This window comes from Sphingobium sp. MI1205, assembly GCF_001563285.1.
Lineage (GTDB): Bacteria > Pseudomonadota > Alphaproteobacteria > Sphingomonadales > Sphingomonadaceae > Sphingobium.
Genome location: NZ_CP005188.1, coordinates 270,586 through 288,778, shown reverse-complemented (window position 1 = coordinate 288,778; position 18,193 = coordinate 270,586). Strand labels below are relative to the sequence as shown.

The 18,193-nt window shown below is 64.7% G+C and carries 19 protein-coding genes; 5 read left to right on the top strand and 14 right to left on the bottom strand.

Translation table 11 applies throughout. From position 1 onward, the window contains the following. Nucleotides 1–7: 7 nt before the first annotated feature. A complete protein-coding gene (locus K663_RS01380; RefSeq protein ID WP_062113219.1) occupies nt 8–1,132 on the top strand; it encodes a serine hydrolase domain-containing protein in 1,125 nt (374 codons plus the stop codon). 141 nt (nt 1,133–1,273) lie between these two features. Here K663_RS01380 and K663_RS01375 read toward each other — a convergent pair whose 3' ends face one another. The 7 genes from K663_RS01375 to K663_RS01345 form a co-directional block, all read right to left on the bottom strand. After that, nucleotides 1,274–2,062, bottom strand: coding sequence for a PhzF family phenazine biosynthesis protein (locus tag K663_RS01375; protein WP_062113216.1), 789 nt, complete (start codon nt 2,060–2,062; stop codon nt 1,274–1,276). 465 nt (nt 2,063–2,527) lie between these two features. Further along, nucleotides 2,528–3,601: a chorismate synthase gene (gene aroC / locus K663_RS01370; RefSeq protein ID WP_062113213.1), complete on the bottom strand. Its 1,074-nt coding sequence runs from the start codon at nt 3,599–3,601 to the stop codon at nt 2,528–2,530. After that, nucleotides 3,598–4,005 carry a DUF2442 domain-containing protein gene (locus tag K663_RS01365; RefSeq protein ID WP_062113210.1) on the bottom strand — a complete coding sequence of 136 codons (408 nt, stop codon included), beginning with the start codon at nt 4,003–4,005 and terminating at the stop codon, nt 3,598–3,600. Before K663_RS01365 ends, aroC begins: the two co-directional genes overlap by 4 nt. Then, nucleotides 3,998–4,231 carry a DUF4160 domain-containing protein gene (locus K663_RS01360; protein ID WP_062113207.1) on the bottom strand — a complete coding sequence of 78 codons (234 nt, stop codon included), beginning with the start codon at nt 4,229–4,231 and terminating at the stop codon, nt 3,998–4,000. Before K663_RS01360 ends, K663_RS01365 begins: the two co-directional genes overlap by 8 nt. A gap of 28 nt (nt 4,232–4,259) precedes the next feature. Continuing rightward, nucleotides 4,260–5,069, bottom strand: coding sequence for an enoyl-ACP reductase FabI (gene fabI / locus K663_RS01355; RefSeq protein WP_037462894.1), 810 nt, complete (start codon nt 5,067–5,069; stop codon nt 4,260–4,262). After that, nucleotides 5,066–6,037, bottom strand: a complete 972-nt coding sequence (locus K663_RS01350; RefSeq protein WP_062113204.1) for a YihY/virulence factor BrkB family protein — start codon at nt 6,035–6,037, stop codon at nt 5,066–5,068. The genes fabI and K663_RS01350 overlap by 4 nt, the downstream gene beginning before the upstream one ends. 26 nt (nt 6,038–6,063) lie before the next feature. Beyond that, a complete protein-coding gene (locus K663_RS01345; RefSeq protein WP_062113201.1) occupies nt 6,064–6,990 on the bottom strand; it encodes a DnaJ C-terminal domain-containing protein in 927 nt (308 codons plus the stop codon). Between the two features lie 118 nt (nt 6,991–7,108). Between K663_RS01345 and pdxH the strand changes: the two genes are divergently transcribed. The 3 genes from pdxH (at nt 7,109) to K663_RS01330 (ending at nt 10,531) form a co-directional block, all read left to right on the top strand. Then, nucleotides 7,109–7,684 (top strand): pyridoxamine 5'-phosphate oxidase, encoded by a 576-nt coding sequence (gene pdxH / locus K663_RS01340; protein WP_062113198.1) that lies wholly within the window; start codon nt 7,109–7,111, stop codon nt 7,682–7,684. 103 nt (nt 7,685–7,787) lie between these two features. Beyond that, entirely contained in the window at nt 7,788–9,119 is a 1,332-nt protein-coding gene (locus tag K663_RS01335; protein ID WP_062113194.1) for a dicarboxylate/amino acid:cation symporter, read from the top strand. 161 nt (nt 9,120–9,280) lie between these two features. After that, entirely contained in the window at nt 9,281–10,531 is a 1,251-nt protein-coding gene (locus K663_RS01330) for a dicarboxylate/amino acid:cation symporter (protein ID WP_145902305.1), read from the top strand. Nucleotides 10,532–10,561: 30 nt separating this feature from the next. Here K663_RS01330 and K663_RS01325 read toward each other — a convergent pair whose 3' ends face one another. From K663_RS01325 to K663_RS01295, 7 genes are all read right to left on the bottom strand, one after another. After that, complete coding sequence (locus K663_RS01325) at nt 10,562–11,131, bottom strand: NADPH-dependent FMN reductase (protein ID WP_062120144.1); 570 nt, start codon at nt 11,129–11,131, stop codon at nt 10,562–10,564. Nucleotides 11,132–11,266: 135 nt separating this feature from the next. Further along, nucleotides 11,267–11,449 (bottom strand): hypothetical protein, encoded by a 183-nt coding sequence (locus K663_RS01320; protein ID WP_062113188.1) that lies wholly within the window; start codon nt 11,447–11,449, stop codon nt 11,267–11,269. 5 nt (nt 11,450–11,454) lie between these two features. Beyond that, nucleotides 11,455–12,744, bottom strand: coding sequence for an adenylosuccinate synthase (locus K663_RS01315; RefSeq protein ID WP_062113186.1), 1,290 nt, complete (start codon nt 12,742–12,744; stop codon nt 11,455–11,457). 130 nt (nt 12,745–12,874) lie between these two features. Beyond that, nucleotides 12,875–14,005: an ATP phosphoribosyltransferase regulatory subunit gene (locus K663_RS01310; RefSeq protein WP_062113183.1), complete on the bottom strand. Its 1,131-nt coding sequence runs from the start codon at nt 14,003–14,005 to the stop codon at nt 12,875–12,877. Then, a complete protein-coding gene (locus tag K663_RS01305) occupies nt 14,002–14,391 on the bottom strand; it encodes an endonuclease domain-containing protein (RefSeq protein ID WP_235589483.1) in 390 nt (129 codons plus the stop codon). Before K663_RS01305 ends, K663_RS01310 begins: the two co-directional genes overlap by 4 nt. A gap of 54 nt (nt 14,392–14,445) precedes the next feature. Continuing rightward, complete coding sequence (gene serA / locus K663_RS01300) at nt 14,446–16,026, bottom strand: phosphoglycerate dehydrogenase (RefSeq protein WP_062113180.1); 1,581 nt, start codon at nt 16,024–16,026, stop codon at nt 14,446–14,448. 120 nt (nt 16,027–16,146) lie between these two features. Continuing rightward, nucleotides 16,147–17,310 (bottom strand): phosphoserine transaminase, encoded by a 1,164-nt coding sequence (locus tag K663_RS01295; protein ID WP_062113177.1) that lies wholly within the window; start codon nt 17,308–17,310, stop codon nt 16,147–16,149. A gap of 160 nt (nt 17,311–17,470) precedes the next feature. Between K663_RS01295 and K663_RS01290 the strand changes: the two genes are divergently transcribed. Next, a complete protein-coding gene (locus K663_RS01290) occupies nt 17,471–18,166 on the top strand; it encodes an extensin family protein (RefSeq protein ID WP_062113174.1) in 696 nt (231 codons plus the stop codon). Nucleotides 18,167–18,193 lie beyond the last annotated feature (27 nt).

Genomic DNA, 18,193 nt, shown 5'->3' with positions numbered 1-18,193 from the left:
GCGGCTTATGAAGCTCGAGCGGAAAAGCGTAAAGCAGATTGGCGCGGCGGTCGCCATTTTCTCCCTGTTGACGGTGGGAGCGCTCACCGTGCGCGCCGCCGACCCGGAGCCGCGCTATCATGTGGCGGACGATGTGGGTGTCGACGCAGGCGATCTGCGCGCGGCGATCGACCCGCTGTTCGAGGGCGACGAGGATGTGGGCGAAACCCGCGCGCTCATCGTCATGCGGCGGGGCGAGATCGTCGCGGAACGCTATGCGCCCGGCTTTGGGCCGGACACGAAGCTGCTGGGATGGTCGATCGGCAAGAGCGTGACGGCGGTGCTGGTGGGGCTGATGGTGTCGGATGGGCGGCTGGCGCTCGATTCGCCGGTGCCGGTCGCGGCGTGGAGCCAGACGGGCGATCCGCGCGGGCGGATCACCTTGCGGCAACTGCTCGCCATGACGTCAGGGCTGGACCATGTCGAGGATGAGGAACCGCTGGCGCAGGCCGATACCATACGGATGCTATTCACCGACGGGGCGCAGAATATGAGCGCCTTTGCCGAAGCCAAGCCGCTGGCCCATGCGCCCGGCTCGCGCTTTTCCTACAGCACCGGCAGCACGCTGATCCTGACCGACCTGATGGCGCGGATGCTGACGAACAGCGCCAGCCCCGACGCGCGGCGGCAGGCGATGCAGACCTTCATCGACGGGCGGCTGGCGATCCCGGCGGGCCTCACGAGCCTGACGGCGGAATATGACGCGGCGGGCACGATGATCGGCGGCAGTTTCATCCATATGACGGCGCGCGACTATGCGCGTTTCGGCGAGTTGCTGCGCCGCCATGGGCGCGGGCCGAACGGACACCAGATCGTGCCCGAAAAATGGGTCGACTTCATGCGCACGCCATCGCGCCGCAACCCCGCCTATGGCGCGCATCTGTGGCTGAACCGCGAGGGCGAGGAAAGCGCGCTGATGCCGGGCGATGCACCGCAAAGCCTGTTCGGCTGCGTCGGTCATGGCGGGCAATATATTCTGGTGTCGCCCGGCCAGGGGCTGACCGTCGTGCGCATCGGCATATCGCCGGAAAAGGAACAGCGCGCGGCGGTGAAGCGCGGGCTGGCGAAGCTGATGCGGCTGTTTCCGTCCTAGGCGGTATCGACATTCAGAGGAGGGCGAGCCGAAAATGGTGATTTTTTCGTGACCCGAAGCGCAGCCTACTCAAAGTAGGTGAGCATCGGAAGCGCGGAAAATCGCCGTTTGCAGGCCGCCAGGGCTGAATGTCGATACCGCCTAGAGGATGAACTGGCCTTCTATCACGGTGCGGCAGGCGCCGGTGAGGATCACTCGGTCGCCTTCCAGCCTGCACCCGATATGGCCGCCGCGCGCCGACGCCTGAACGGCGCTGAGCTTTGTCTTGCCGAGGCGCTGCGCCCAGAAGGGCGTGAGCAGGCAATGAGCCGAGCCGGTGACGGGGTCTTCATCCACGCCGCCGCCCGGCACGAACACGCGGCTGATGATGTCGCTGTCCTCGCCCGGTGCGGTGGCGATCAGCATGATGTTGCCCAGCGCGCGCAGCACCGCGAAATCGGGGCGTAGCGCACGGACGGCGGCGGCATCGGGAAAAAGGAACAGGCTGTAGCCGCCGTCGCGCCAATGCGATTCGACGGGCGCGCCGCCGAGGCCTGCTGCGAAATCGGGCAGCGGGCGCGGCTCCATCGTCCAGGCGGGGAGCGAAAGGGCGTAGCCGTCGCCATCGCGCTTGACCGTCAGGACGCCCGCCTGACGCGTGCGAAATTGGAGCGCGGTGCGGCTGCCCATCAGCACATGCCCGCTCGCCAGCGTGGCATGGCCGCACAGCTTCACCTCCACGGCCGGGGTGAACCAGCGCAGCGCATAGTCGGCGTCCGGATCGTCCGGCGTGGGCACGGTGAAGGCGGTTTCAGAGAGGTTATTTTCCTGCGCGATCGCCTGGAGCGTGGCGTCGTCGAGCCAGCGGTCGAGCGGCATGACCGCCGCAGGATTGCCGGTGAAAGGCGCGTCGGCGAAGGCATCGACCTGTGTGAAGGGGAGACCGGTCATGAGCTGTCCTTGGGTGATGGCGTCATGATGGCGGTGCAGGGTAGCGAGGGATAGGGCCGGTTGGGCGGGAGTGGTCCCTGGCAAGCGTGTAAACGCCCCGTCATTCCAGCGCAGGCTGGAGTTTCGCCGGGGAAGGCGCGACGTAGCGGGAGATCCCAGCGTTGGCTTCGCCGCCCTAACGGGTCGCTGGGACGACGGATTTGGGTGTGGTCCTTACTCCTAAGAAAATGGGCCAGCCATGTCTCCATGGCTGGCCCGTGTTCGCGGCTTGAGGGGACGTTTTGACCGTCAATCCATGCTTTGGGCCAAAGGCCGAAGAGGAATGACGCTCCCCAGGCTTACGCACTGCCGCTCGCCCTCCCGCGGGCGATCAATGAGCAGGATAATAACCCAGATCACGCGAGTCGTCTCGCGCCAATCCAGCGTCTGCCGGGGAATCTGCCCGTTTCGACCTGTTAGGACATACTAGTCGCCGCCGCACTGGGCGCGATGGAGCAGTTTTTGGTCGGCCAGCACGAGCGCCATCATCGCTTCCACCACCGGCACGCCGCGAATGCCGACGCAGGGATCGTGGCGGCCCTTGGTGATGATGTCGGATGCTTCGCCCTCCCGCGTCACGGTTTCCACCGGAATCAGGATGGAACTGGTCGGCTTGAACGCGACGCGCAGCTTGATCGGCTGGCCAGTGGAGATGCCGCCCGCGATGCCGCCCGCGTGATTGGCGAGAAATTCCGGTCCTTCCGGGCCGGGCCGCATGGGATCGGCATTTTCTTCGCCACGCAGGCGCGCGGCGGCGAAACCGTCGCCGATTTCGACGCCCTTGACCGCGTTGATGCTCATCATCGCGGCGGCGAGTTCGCTGTCCAGCTTGGCGTAGAGAGGCGCGCCCCAACCGGCGGGTACGCCGCTGGCGACGCATTCCACGACCGCGCCAAGCGAGGAACCATCCTTGCGGGCGCCATCGACCAGTTGTTCCCAGCGCCTGGCCGCCTCTGGATCAGGGCAGAAGAAGGGGTTGTTGTCGATCTCGCTCGCGTCGAAATTGGTATAGTCGATAGCGTCGCCGCCAATCTCGCTGACATAGGCGAAGATATCGACATCGGGGATGACGAGCCGGGCGACGGCACCCGCCGCCACGCGACTGGCGGTTTCGCGCGCCGAGGAACGCCCCCCGCCGCGATAGTCGCGAAAGCCATATTTGGCGTCATAGGCATAGTCGGCATGGCCGGGGCGATACGCATTGGCCACGTCCGAATAATCCTTCGACCGCTGATCGGTATTTTCGATCATCAGGCTGATCGGCGTACCGGTCGTGCGGCCTTCAAAGATGCCGGAGAGGATGCGCACCTCATCGGGTTCACGGCGTTGCGTCGTGAATTTGGAAGTGCCGGGTTTGCGCTTGTCCAGGAAGGGCTGGATGTCCGCTTCGCTGATGAGCAGGCCGGGAGGGCAGCCGTCCACCACCGCTCCGATGGCAGGCCCATGGCTTTCGCCCCAGGTGGAGAAGCGGAATACGCGACCGAAGGTGTTGAAGCTCATATACCTGCCTGCTTGCGGGGTCGGCCGCCTTTGGCGCCATTTGCCCGCGCAGCCGCAGCCTTTGCAGGGGAACGCGCTCGCCCGGCAAGGCGCGCCATATGGGCGCGCGTACCGAACAGGCCAGCCATCAGACCCGGGATGGAAAGATCGGTATCCAGTTGCTCCCAATGAAGCCCGTAACCGGAAGGGCTGACTTCCACCGACGCGATCTGATCGGCGGTGGCGTTTTCCAGCCCCTGGCCCAGCCGCGGCGGAAAAGCGAAGGTGCAACCATTGGTAAGGTCCACGACCACGCGGTCGGAAGCTGCATCATAATGCGCGGTGGCTGCGCGTGGCTCCAGTTCACGAGCAAGCATGCCGCGTTCCAGGGCCGCATCGATGGCGGCATCACTGATCTCAACCATGAATATCCCTCCACCGCGACAAAAGCATCGCCTGCTGTTCAACGACAATCGCCATTACGCGGCGGACATCCGCCCTTGTCAGCCCATGAGCCCATACGAGCCGGGGCGCCGCACCCGATATGTCGATCTTTGCTTCACCCGGTCCCACCGCATGGATGTGAGCGGGCGCATGATCATCGACATAGATGATGAAGCGGAAGCCAGCCGCGCGGTGAACCGTAACCACAATAACCTAACAAGCTGGGTTTTTCAACTCAACCTTTGTCCAGCGCAATGTCGGGCGCGTCCTCGGCCTTCATGCCGATGACGTTGTAGCCCGCGTCGACATGATGGACTTCACCCGTCACGCCGGACGCCAGATCGGAGAGGAGGTAGAGGCCAGCGCCGCCCACATCCTCGATCGTCACGTTGCGGCGCAGCGGGCTGTTCAGTTCGTTCCACTTCATGATGTAGCGGAAATCGCCGATGCCGCTGGCGGCCAGCGTCTTGATGGGACCGGCGGAAATGGCGTTGACGCGGATATTTTCAGGCCCCAGGTCCATCGCCAGATATTTGACGCTGGTTTCCAGCGCCGCCTTGGCGACGCCCATGACGTTATAATGCGGGATCACCTTTTCCGCGCCATAGTAGGACAGGGTCAGCAGGCTGCCGCCCTCCGCCATCAACGCGCGCGCGCGCCGGGCGACGGCGACGAAGCTGTAGGCCGAGATGTTCATGGTCATCAGGAAATTTTCGAGGCTGGTGTCGACATATTTGCCGCGCAGCTCGTTCTTGTCGGAAAAGCCGATGGCGTGAACGACGAAGTCCAGCTTGCCCCAGCGCGCCTTCACCTCGTCAAAGGCGGCGTCAAGCTTGTCCATGTCGGACACATCGCAATCGATCAGGAAATCCGACCCAAGCTCCTCCGCCAAAGGCCGAACGCGCTTCGCCAGCGCTTCACCCTGATAGGAAAAGGCCAGCTCCGCGCCCTGTGCGCGCAGGGCCTTTGAAATGCCCCATGCCAGCGACTTGTCATTTGCGAGCCCCATGATGAGCCCCCGCTTCCCCGCCATCAAGCCCGTCATTCTACTGTCCCGTTCCCTTTGCTATCCGCCCCAGCAGGCGCCTGTTCCTCTTCGGGAAATTCAGCAAGCGCCGCGTTGAGTTCCGCGCCAATTACCACGCCCAAGCCAACGAGGAAGAAAAAAATGAGCGTGATCATGACACCCGCCAGGCTGCCATAGGTGCGGTCATAGCCGCCCAGCAGCGACAGCGTATGAGGCAGCAGCATCGTGACGCCATACCACCAGAGCGACGTAGCCACCGCGCCGGGCCATTTGGGGAAGCGATTGTCCTTGTACGCGCTGGGGGTCAGCGACACGTAAAGATAGTAGAGCGCGACGCACAGGATCAGCATCGGCAGGATGCGCGTCAGCGTGACGATCTGGATCGCCTGATCCGCGAAGGGCAATATCTGGCGCAGGAACTGGTCGATGCCGGTGATGACGACCTGCACGGAAAAGGCGAACATGACGGCAAAGACGCTGATCAGGGTGATGCCGATCGCGTTGAGCCGATAGTGCCAGAAGGGACGCGTGCTCTTTGTCCCGTAGGCGCGGCGCAGAATGTCGCGGATCGTTTCGATAAGGCTGCCCACGGTCCACAGGCCCACCAGTCCGCCCAGCCAGAGCAGCGGGCCGGTGCGGGCGTTGAGGACGTCGATGATCGGCTGTTTCACGACGGATGCGACACCGGGCGGCACCGTTGCCAGGAAAGCGCCGACCGCGGCCAGGCCGTCGTCAGACCGGCCAAAGATGCTCGCCACCGCCGCCGCGACGATGAAGAAGGGAAAAAGCGTCATCAGCGACAGGTAGGCAAGGTTTCCCGCATGGATGAAGCCGTCATTATAGGTGCCGACGGCGACGCGCTTCACGATTTCAAAGGCGTGGCTGCCCGGGCGGACCTTGGCGATATGGCGGTGGATGTGGGCGCGGGCGTCCTGGGCGACGCGCTTGCGCCGGGATTCGGGCGAATAGGGCGAAGGGCTAGGCATGCGGTCTCCTTGCCCTTGCCAACATCCTAGACGCCCAGATGGGCGCGCACCGCCCGGCTGTCGTGCCAGTCTTCGACCAGCGCCTTGATCGCCGGATCATCGCCCGGCACGTCGATCAGCAGGCGCACCAGCTGGTCGCCGCGCTCGCCGCCCTTGTGGGTGAAGCCCTTGCCCCGCAGCCGCAGCGTCTTGCCGCTGGTGGCGCCAGCGGGCACGCCCAGCATCACCGGGCCATCGACCGTGGGCACCTTGACCTTGCCGCCCTTGACCGCTTCGTCGAGCGTGATCGGCAGGTCGAGCAGCACATTGTCGCCATCGCGGACGAAGAAGGGATGCGGCTTCACCTCGATGGTGACGATCGCGTCCCCTGCCCCGGCTGGCCCGGACTGCCCCTTGCCCGACAAGCGCATCTGCGTGCCGCTCTCGACCCCGGCGGGGAGTTTGAGGTCGATCGTCTTGCCATCCTGGAGCGTGATACGCTGCGGCGCGAGGGTGGCGGCATCGACGAAGGCGACCGCGAGGCGATAGGAGACGTTCGCGCCCTTTTGCGGCGGCGCGCCCCGGCCAAAGCCGCCGAAACCGCCCGCGCCGCGCCGTGCGCCGCCGCCGCCGCTGAACAGCCCTTCGAAAATATCGCTGAAATCGGCGCCATCATCAAACCCGCCGCCCGCGCCCGGCCGCCCGCGAAAGCCGCCGCCACCGCCGCCGCCGAAGCCGAAGGGGGCGGTGGGATTGCCGTCGCCGTCGATTTCCCCGCGGTCGAACCGCGCGCGCTTGTCCTTGTCCGACAGCAGGTCATAGGCGCTGGAAACCGCGGAAAAACGCTCAGCCGCCTTGGGATTGTCCTGGTTCCGGTCAGGATGCAGTTCCTTGGCCAGCTTGCGATAGGCCGACTTGATCTCTGCCTCGCTTGCGCCGCGTGCGACGCCCAGAGTGGAGTAGGGATCCGCCATTGCCCGATATCTATCCTTGTTCAAGAAAACCGATTTGCGCCATATGTGGCGAAAGCGTCACGATCCTTCAAGCGGCGTGACCATCGACATGATCCTGTTCCACCCCTAGACCAGCAGCATGACCGACCCATTCACCCTGTTCAACCAATGGTATGGCGAAGCGCGCCAGAGCGAGATCAACGACAGCAACGCGATGGCGTTGGCCACCGCCGATGCGCGCGGGCGGCCTTCGGTGCGGATGGTGCTGCTGAAAGGACATGGGCCGGACGGCTTTGTCTTCTACACCAATTTCGAAGGGCGAAAGGCCGGCGAACTGCTGGCCAATCCGCATGCGGCGCTGCTGTTCCACTGGAAATCCATGCGGCGGCAGATCCGGATCGAAGGGCCGGTGGCGACCGTCGATGACGCCGCCGCCGATGCCTATTTCGCGACCCGCAGCCGGGACAGCCAGCTAGGCGCATGGGCGTCCGACCAGTCCCGGCCCCTGCCCTCGCGCGATGTTTTCATGGCGCGCTATGCCGATGCGGTAAGCCGGTTCGAAGGCGGCCCGGTGCCGCGCCCGCCGCACTGGTCGGGCTTTCGCGTGGTGCCGGACCGGATCGAATTCTGGCAGGATCGCGAGCATCGGCTGCATGAACGGCGGCTGTTCGAACGTGACGGCGAGGGATGGAGCGAGGGGATGCTTTATCCCTGAGCTTTCCACAGCGCGGAATCGGGACGCTCGTTCGTTCAACAGGATAGGCGGCCACGCGGGCGCCTGTTAGGTGTGCCCGCCGGGCACGGCTTAGAGGGGTTGCATGCGAAATCGACTGACGGCTTTCATCCTGACCGGCATGGTGCTGGGGGTGATTACGGGTTTCGCGGCCAATCTGTGGGTCGGCGGTGACAAGGTGCTGGCGAAGGATGTGGCGGGTTATTTCCACCTGCTGGCCGACATCTTCCTGCATCTGATCAAGATGATCATCGCGCCGCTGGTCTTTTCCACGCTGGTCGCGGGCATCGCGCATATGGGGGACAGCGCGGCGCTGGGGCGGATCGGCGGGCGGGCGCTGGCCTGGTTCATTATCGCCAGCCTGATTTCCCTGACGCTGGGCCTGATGTTCGTCAATTTCTTCGCGCCCGGCGAGGGATTGAACCTGGTGCGCAGCGGTGCGGATTCGGGCGTGAATACCGAAGCGCTGAATTTCAGGGATTTCGTCCTGCACGTATTCCCCACCTCCATGGTCGGGGCGATGGCGGAAAACTCCATCCTGCAGATCGTGGTATTCTCGCTGTTCGTGGGCGTCGCGCTGACGGCGATAGGCGAGAAGGGCAAGCCCATCGTCACGGTGATCGAGGCGATGGTCGAGCTGATGCTGCAGGTCACCGGCTATGTCATGCGCGTGGCGCCATTCGCCGTGTTCGGCGCGCTGGCGGCGGCAATCACGACCCAGGGGCTGGGCGTGCTGAAGACTTTCGGGGAGCTGGTGGGCGAATTCTACCTGTCGCTGTTCGCGCTGTGGATATTGCTGTGCTGCGCGGGAGCGGTTTTCCTGGGGCGGCGGATGATCAAGCTGCTCAAATATGTGCGCGAGCCGTTGCTGATCGCCTTTTCCACCGCATCGTCCGAAGCGGCCTATCCCAAGATGCTGGAGCAACTCGACAGGTTCGGCGTGCCACGGCGCATCTACAGCTTCGTGCTGCCGCTCGGCTATTCGTTCAACCTCGACGGTTCGATGATGTATTCGACCTTCGCGACGATCTTCATCGCGCAGGCCTATGGCATCGACCTGCCGATCGCGACGCAGATCACCATCCTGCTGGTGCTGATGGTGACCAGCAAGGGCATCGCCGCCGTGCCCCGCGCCTCGCTGGTCGTCGTCGCGGCGACGCTGGGCCAGTTCGACCTGCCGGTGGAAGGCATCGCGTTCATCCTGGCCGTCGATCATTTCATGGACATGGGGCGCACCGCGACCAACGTGCTGGGCAACGCCATCGCAACGTCCGTCATCACCAAATGGGAAGGCATGCTGGAGGTCGAGGAGCCTGACTATGTTCCGCATCCCAAGGCGCCGACGCATACGGCCGCGCATGGCCGTGCCGGGTTGGAACTGGCAAGCGACATGGTGGAGGACAAGCCGCACGGCTGACACCCCCCTCGCCGCCGTGGCCTGACGCCATGCCCCCGCTTCATGGACGGGATTCATTGACCCTGAAACATTACGGCAGCTAAACGGTTCTCCTGTCAGGACGGCATGGGGAGCAGCCTGTGGAAGGGAAGAAAAAGGCCGCATTCTCGCTGCAATGGCAGATGCTGGCCGGCTTTCTTGCCGGGTTGATCCTGGGCCTTATCGTCCACGCAGGCGCACGGGATGCGGCGTGGGTCGATTTCGCCACCACCTATGTAACCGAGCCGGTGGGCCAGATTTTCCTGCGGCTGCTGTTCATGCTGGTGATCCCGCTGCTGGTTTCGGCGCTGATCGTCGGCATTGCCGAGATGGGCGAGATCCGATCGCTGCAAAGGGTTGGCCTGAAAACGCTGGCCTATACCTTGATCGTGTCTGGCATCGCGGTGGCCATCAGTCTCGCGCTGGTCAATTGGCTGCGTCCCGGCGAGGGCGTTGATCCGGCTCAGGCGCGCGCAATGCTGGACCATGCGGGGGAGGGCGCGCGCGCGATTCTGGCGCGCGGCGGCGAGACCCCCAGGGGCGTGGACGCGCTGCTGGCGATGGTGCCGGACAACATCATCCGGGCGATGGCAAATAATGACATTCTGGCCGTCATGGTCTTCGCGCTGTTCTTTGGCATCGGCATGGTGCTGGTTCGCAACGAACGGACGCGCGTGCTGCTGACGGCCGTCGAAGGGCTGTTCGAGGTGACCATGCGGCTGATGGGGCTGGTCATCCGCATCGCGCCGATCGCCATCGCCTGCTTCATGTTCAACCTTGCCGCGCAGTTCGGGTGGGAATTGCTGGAACGGCTGTCGGCCTATGCCGGCGTGGTGCTGCTGGCGCTGGGGCTGCAAATGTTCGGCGTCTATTCGCTGATGCTCGCCCTGATCGCGCGGCGATCGCCGCTGCGTTTCTTCGCCAGCGCGCAGGAAGCGATGGTCATGGCCTTCGCCACGGCGTCGTCAAACGCCACACTGCCCACGGCGATCATGGTGGCCGAGGAGCGGCTGCACCTGCCCCGTCGCATTTCGCGATTCGTGCTGACCATCGGGGCCACCGCCAATCAGAATGGGACCGCGATGTTCGAGGGGATAACCGTCCTCTTCCTCGCGCAGTTTTTCGGCATAGAGTTGGATTGGGCGCAGCAGATCACGGTGATGCTGGTGTGCATTTTGGGCGGCGTGGGCACGGCCGGGGTTCCGGCGGGATCGCTGCCGGTGGTCGCGATGATCCTGGGCATGGTCGGCGTGCCGCCAGAAGGCATCGGACTGGTGCTGGGGGTCGATCGCTTCCTGGACATGTGCCGCACGACGCTGAACGTCACCGGCGATCTGGTGGCTGCGACGGTGATTTCGGCGGGAGAGGATCAGGAGTGGGAAGAGGCCGCTTGACGCCCCCTGCCCCTTCCCATGCGGCGGGGATCAGCGCGCCGCCTTGGCCGCTTCCGCCCACCAGATGAGGTTTTTGGCAAAGCCCGCGAAGCCCCGATCGAGCGCTGCGCCGCCATCGCCCTGCGGCCTGCCCTGTTCATCGAGTGTCTGGCCGATCTGACCGACACTCAGCCGCTCTGGAATGACGGTCATGCCCATGGCGGAAAGCGTCACTGTCCAGCTGGCGTGGCTGTTCACCCCGGCATAGCGGCCCGCTGAATAGCTGGCGATGCCGGCGGGGCGGCGGTCGAACTCCTTGAGATAATGATCGACCAGATTTTTAAGGCCGGGCTGCACCCCGCGATTATATTCGCCCGCGACAAAGACGAAGGCGTCGGCGGCGGTGAGACGTTCGGCCAATGCGGCCATGGCGGTGGGTGCTTCGCCGGGCGGATAATCGCTGTAACGCTGGTCGAGCATGGGGAGATTGACCGCCATCGCGTCAACCAGTTCAGCCTTGTGGCCAAGATCCTGGAAGCCGGTGACGAGATAGTCGGCGAGGCGGATGCCCATGCGGCCACGCCGATAGGAGCCGTAGAGGATGAGGATGTCTAGTGCCATGCGGCTCTTGTCGCATTGCTGCATCCCGGCGTCCAGAGGACAGGCTCCACTACAAGATGACGGGAGAGGACGTGCGATCTGGGGGGGAGACCCCAGCTTGCGCTGGGGTGACGCGTTATTTGGGGTAGCGCGTTTTCACCGCAGCTTGGCGATGGAAAGCCCGTCCTGCTTGGCGCGGGCTTTCACTGATTCCTCGCTGCGGGTCAGCGCCTTGGCGATCGCCTTGAGCGCCATGCCCTTCTTCGCCAGCGAGTGAAGCTTTTGCAGCTCATCCGCCGTCCAGGGCTGCTTGTGACGCTCAAAGCGGTCGCCTGCCATCGCGATCAGTCCGCGAACGGATCGCGCACGAGGATGGTATCCTCGCGCTCGGGGCTGGTGGAGACGAGCGTGACCGGGCAGCCGATCAGTTCCTCGATGCGGCGGATATATTTGATCGCCTGCGCAGGCAGGTCCGCCCAGCTGCGCGCGCCCGCCGTGGTGTCCTGCCAGCCTTCGATATCCTCGTAGACGGGCACGGCCTTCGCCTGGTCCTGCGCATGGGCGGGCAGATAGTCGAAGCTCTGGTCGCCGATCTTGTAGCCGACGCAGATCTTGAGCGTTTCGAAGCCGTCGAGTACGTCGAGCTTGGTGAGCGCGATGCCGGTGACGCCGGAAACCGCGACCGACTGGCGCACCAGCACGGCGTCGAACCAGCCGCAGCGGCGCTTGCGGCCGGTGACGGTGCCGAATTCATGGCCGCGTTCGCCAAGGCGCTGGCCAATGTCGTTTTCCTGCTCGGTCGGGAAAGGCCCGGAGCCGACGCGGGTGGTGTAGGCCTTGGTAATGCCAAGGACGAAGCCTGCGCCGCTGGGGCCAAGGCCAGTGCCGCTCGCCGCCGTGCCCGCGACCGTGTTGGACGAGGTGACGAATGGATAGGTGCCGTGGTCGATGTCGAGCAGCGTGCCCTGCGCACCTTCGAACAGGATGCGCTTGCCTTCCGCCTTCGCCTTGTTGAGCGTCAGCCAGACGGGCTTCACGAAGGGCAGGATGAAAGCGGCGATGTCGCGCAGTTCCGCCATCAGGGCGTCGCGGTCGATCGGCGCTTCGTTGAACCCGGCGCGCAACGCGTCATGGTGCGCGGTCAGGCGGTCGAGCTGCGGCCCGAGATCGTCGAGATGGGCAAGGTCGCAGACGCGGATGGCGCGGCGGCCGACCTTGTCCTCATAGGCCGGACCAATGCCGCGGCGGGTGGTGCCGATCTTGCCAGCGCCCGATGCGTCCTCGCGCAGGCCGTCGAGGTCGCGGTGGAAAGGCAGGATCAGCGGGCAGGTTTCGGCGATCTGGAGATTGTCGGGCGTGATTTCGACGCCCTGCCCCTTGAGCTTCGCGACTTCATCCCGGAAGTGCCAGGGGTCCAGCACCACGCCATTGCCGATGACCGACAGCGTGCCGCGCACGATGCCCGAGGGGAGCAGCGAGAGCTTGTAGACTTTTTCGCCGACGACCAGCGTGTGACCGGCATTATGGCCGCCCTGGAAGCGGGCGACGACATCGGCGCGTTCCGACAGCCAGTCGACGATCTTGCCCTTGCCTTCGTCACCCCACTGGGCGCCGATCACGGTAACATTTGCCACAGATACAGTCCTCCGCCCGCCGCGCGGACCGGCCATGCCCTTCGACGGGACTCGGCATGCCGGTGGGATCAATGGGCGCATTCGCCCGATGCGGGGCGCGCGTTAGCCGCGCGCTCCATGTGCGTCAAGTCTAGTAGGCGCGTGGAGTGTCGCCGTCCAGCCAGTGCGTGCAGCGCAACGCCTCGCCATTTTCCTGGGGCGTGAGCGCGGCGACGGTGTGCCATCCTTCCCCGCGAAGTTGCGCGGCGCGACTTTCGTCATGGTGGAGCGGGAGAAACAGGCGCCTGGGGCTTTCCGCGCCGAAGCCCGCGTCGATCAGCGGGTCGGGATAGAGGGAAAAGCCCATGGCCGGTTCGTCCGAACCATCCGCGCGCGTGATGGCGTAGCTGCCCCCCCGGCCGATTTCACCAATGAAACCGTCCGCGAAGATCGAGAAGCCGAACCAGTTCTGATATTCAAAGCCGTGCCGCTCGGTGGGATCGAGCGTCAGCGTGATGTCCCATCCGATCGGTTTGGCGATGGCGCGCAGGCCAGCGATTCGGCTGTCGATCGCGCCGCCCAGTTGGGCGTTCAGGGCCTCCAGCTTTTCCATCGCGGGGTGGAAGGGGCCGGTGGCCTCCATCAGCGGGAGATAGGCCGCCGCAGCCGGGCTGATCGCGGCGAGCGCACCGGCATCCTTGCCATCCAGTTCGGCGCGGACGGCCTCAATCTCCGATGGCTCCAGAGGAAGCGGACCGGCGGCCAGGCTGTCGATCAGGTCAGGCAGCGTGAAGTCGATCGTCAGGCCGGTGACGCCCGCGGCCTGCAACGCCTCAATCGCGACATTGACGATTTCGACGGCGGCGGCGGTGCTGTCGCTGCCGATCAGTTCCGCGCCGACCTGCAAACGCTCCCGTTCCGGCCGGAGCTGATTGGCGCGCAGGCGGATCACGGGGCCTGCATAGGACAGGCGCAGGGGACGCGTGGCGCTGGCGAGGCGAGTGGCGGCGATGCGGCCCACCTGCGCGGTCATGTCGGGACGGAGCGCGAGGCTGCGCTGCGACACCGGATCGACGGCGCGGACGAGATCCTGCGCGCGCATGGATTTGAGGCGGCCGACCAGCGTATCCTCAAACTCCGCGAGCGGCGGCATGACGCGTTCATAGCCATGCGCGGCGACCGTATCGAGCACGCGCCGCGCCAGACGCGCGGAGGCCTCGGCCTGCGGCGGCAGGCGGTCGGAGAGCCCTTCAGGAAGGAGGCCGGGGGGGATCATGGTCATCCTTTACTCCCTCTCCCCTTGGGGAGAGGGCTGGGGAGAGGGGGAACGCGCAACGCCTGCGCAATCACACTCAGGACGCCCTCAATATTCCCCGTCACATCGGGATTGCCAAAACGGATCACGCGATACCCCAGCGATTCCAGAAATTCTGTTCGTCGCGCGTCATAGCGATCTTTGGCGGAATGTGTATCCCCGTCGACTTCAATGATGAGCTTTGCGGCCTTCGATACGAAATCGACAATATAAGGCGTAATGACCGTCTGGCGGGTGAATTGCTGGTTTTCGAAGCAGTTGGCGCGCAGGGTTAGCCAGAGTTTGTGTTCGGCGGGGGTGGGGTTGGCGCGCATTTGCCGCGCGCGTTCCTTGAGCGTCGGGTCCAGGCGCAAGGATGCTCCCCCCCTCTCCCAACCCTCTCCCCGAGGGGAGAGGGCTTTTAGGGTTTACGCAAAGCGCAGCAGCTTTACCGTCTTGACGCCTGCGAGCTTGCAGATGTCGTTCAGCACTTCCTGGCTCACGGCGCCATCGACCGAGAGCAGCAGCACGGCTTCACCGCCCTGGTTGCGGCGGCCAAGGTGGAAGGTGCCGATGTTGACGTTCGCCTCGCCCAGCGTCGAGCCGAGGCGGCCAATGAAGCCGGGCGCGTCCTGGTTGACGATGTAGAGCATGTGGCCTTCCAGATCGGCTTCGACCTTGATGCCGAACAGCTCGACCAGACGGGGGCTGCCATGGCCGAACAGCGTGCCGGCAACCGACTTGTCGCCGCTCTCGGTCTTTACCGTGACGCGGACGAGGGTCTGATAGTCGCCTTCGCGGTCGTGACGCACTTCGCGCACGTCAAGGCCGCGTTCCTTTGCCAGGAAAGGCGCGTTGACCATGTTCACCGTGTCCGAATAGACGCGCATCAAGCCAGCGAGCACCGCAGCGGTGATCGGCTTCTGGTTGAGTTCGGCGGCATGGCCCTCAACCTCGACCGAGACGCCCTGCACATGGTCGCCCTCAAGCTGCCCAACCAGGCTGCCCAGTTCTTCGGCCAGCGCCATGTATGGCTTGAGCTTGGGCGCTTCCTCCGCCGACAGGGACGGCACGTTCAGCGCGTTGGTGATGCCACCATCGAGCAGATAGTCGCTGAGCTGTTCGGCGACCTGAAGCGCGACGTTCACCTGTGCTTCGTCGGTCGATGCGCCCAGATGCGGAGTGCAGATGAAGTTGGGCGTGCCGAACAGGGGCGATTCCTTGGCCGGTTCCTGCACGAACACATCGAGCGCGGCGCCAGCGACATGGCCCGAATCCATCGCTTCCTTGAGCGCGGCCTCATCGACCAGTCCGCCACGCGCGCAGTTGATGATGCGCACGCCCTTCTTGGTCTTGGCGAGGTTTTCACGGCTCAGGATGTTGCGGGTCTGGTCGGTCAGCGGCGTGTGCAGCGTGATGAAGTCGGCCTTCGCCAGCAGCGTGTCGAGATCGGCCTTTTCCACGCCCATTTCGACGGCGCGTTCCGGGGTCAGGAAAGGATCGAAGGCGACGACCTTCATCTTCAGGCCGAGCGCGCGGCTGGCGACGATCGAACCGATATTGCCCGCGCCGATCAGGCCCAGCGTCTTGCCGGTGACTTCCACGCCCATGAAGCCGTTCTTGGGCCACAGGCCCTGCTGGGTCTGGGCGTTGGCTTCGGGCAGCTGGCGGGCCAGCGCGAACATCAGCGCGATGGCATGTTCGGCGGTGGTGATGGAGTTGCCGAACGGGGTGTTCATCACCACCACGCCCTTGGCCGAGGCTGCCGGAATATCGACATTGTCGACGCCGATGCCGGCGCGGCCAATGACCTTCAGGTTGGTGGCGGCGTCCAGGATTTCCTTGGTGACCTTGGTCGAACTGCGGATGGCGAGGCCGTCATATTGGCCGATGATGGCCTTCAGCTCTTCGGGGGTCTTGCCGGTGATTTCATCGACCTCGACGCCACGGTCGCGGAAGATCGCGGCGGCCCGGGGGTCCATCTTGTCGGAAATAAGTACCTTGGGCATGAGGAATTGCCTTTCAATTCGTCATCCTGACGAAAGTCAGGATCTCGAGCGGCCAGATTCGACCTAGAGGCCCGAGATCCCAGCCTTCGCTGGGATGACGGGGAATGTGGGAGAAGGTTGTCAGGCAGCCTTGGCGGTGGCGTAGGCCCAGTCGAGCCACGGACCCAGCGCTTCGATATCGGCCGTGTCCACGGTCGCGCCGCACCAGATGCGCAGGCCAGCCGGAGCGTCGCGATAACCCGCGACGTCAAAGGCAGCGCCTTCCTTTTCCAGCAGGGCCGCGAAGCTCTTGATGAAGGCTTCGTCCGCCCCTTCGACCGTCAGGCAGACGCTGGTGGTCGAGCGCGAAGCAGGGTCGGCGGCGAGATGGCCGAACCAGTCGCGTTCCTGAACCAGCTTGTCGAGCGCGGCGGCGTTGGCGTTGCTGCGGGCGATGAGGCCCTGCGCACCGCCGATCGACTTGCCCCATTCCAGCGCGAAGATTGCGTCTTCGACAGCCAGCATGGAGGGCGTGTTGATCGTCTCGCCCTTGAACACGCCCTCGGCGAGCTTGCCCTTCGACACGAGGCGAAACACCTTGGGCAGCGGCCAGGCGGGTGTGTAGGTTTCGAGGCGTTCGACGGCGCGGGGACCGAGGATCAGAACGCCATGACCGCCCTCGCCGCCCAGCACCTTCTGCCAGGAGAAGGTGGCGACGTCGATCTTCGCCCAATCGATCGGATAAGCGAACACCGCGCTGGTGGCGTCGGCGAAGGTCAGGCCTTCGCGATCCGCCGGGATCCAGTCCGCGTTCGGCACCCGCACGCCCGAGGTCGTGCCGTTCCAGGTGAAGAGGACGTCATTGCTGAAATCGACGGTGGAAAGGTCGGGCAGCTGGCCATAGTCGGCGCGAATGACGGTGGGGTCGAGCTTCAGCTGCTTGGCGGCGTCCGTCACCCAGCCTTCGCCGAAGCTTTCCCAGGCCAGCGTCGTCACCGGGCGGGCGCCCAGCATCGTCCACATCGCCATTTCGAAAGCGCCGGTATCCGAACCGGGCACGATGCCGATGCGGTGAGTGTCGGGCAGGTTCAGCAGCTCGCGCATCAGGTCGATGCAATAAGCGAGGCGGTTCTTGCCGATTTTCGAACGGTGCGAGCGGCCCAGCGAATCCGTAGCGAGCGCAGCGGCGCTCCAGCCCGGAGGCTTGGCGCAGGGACCGGAAGAAAAGAAGGGACGCGCCGGCTTGGTGGCGGGCTTGGCCGCGGTGGGCGCAAGAGTGGCGTCGGCGGCAGTAACATCAGTCATGTAATGCTTCTCCTTGCAGAGAGCACGCGCGGCGTTGGGACCGCGTGGCCCGGCGGCCGCTCTAAAGATCGCTCGACCAGAGTCAAGCCGAATGTCAGGATGCGACGAACCGTTGCCGCCGTTAACCCAAAAAGCGGCAAGCCGTGGTAAATGGCTGATCATGAACGAGCGGGCTTGGGGAAAAGTGGCTTTACGCGGCGTGGGTCAGGCGGGTTTGCTGGCGCTGAGTTTCGCGCTGGCGTCCTGTGGCGGCGACCTGGTGCCGCGCGGGCGGGTGGAGCGCCCGTCCAAGCCCATCAAAAACAAGGGTTCATTTGCCCAGCCCTCGATGGAATTGCGGCAGTGCCTGGTGAAGCTGCAATCGCAATCCGTCCTCTTCACCCCCCTGCCCGACCAGAATTTCGGCGGCGGATGCAGCGCGAGGGGCAGCGTCAAGCTGATCGACATCGGCGTGCCCGCGACCAATCTGGGGGCGATGACCTGCAATCTGGCCGCCAACTTCGCGGCATGGACGCGATATGGGGTGCAGCCTGCGGCGCGGCTGATTTTGGGTGCGGAGATCGAAAGGATCGAGACGTTCGGCACCTATAATTGCCGGCCGATCGCGGGCAGCGGCAAGCTGTCCGAACATGCGCTCAGCAATGCGGTGGACGTATCCGCATTCGTCCTGTCGGACGGGCGGCGGATCACGATCGAGCAGGGGTGGAATGGCGACCGGCCGACCCGGCAATTTTTGGAGATCGTCCGGGCCAGCGCCTGCAAGCGGTTCCGCACTGTGTTGAGCCCCGACTATAATGACGCGCACCGCGACCATTTTCATTTCGACATGGGCGGGTCTGGCGGTTTTTGCCGCTAGGCACCCTTGGGTTTTGACGCGTCCCGC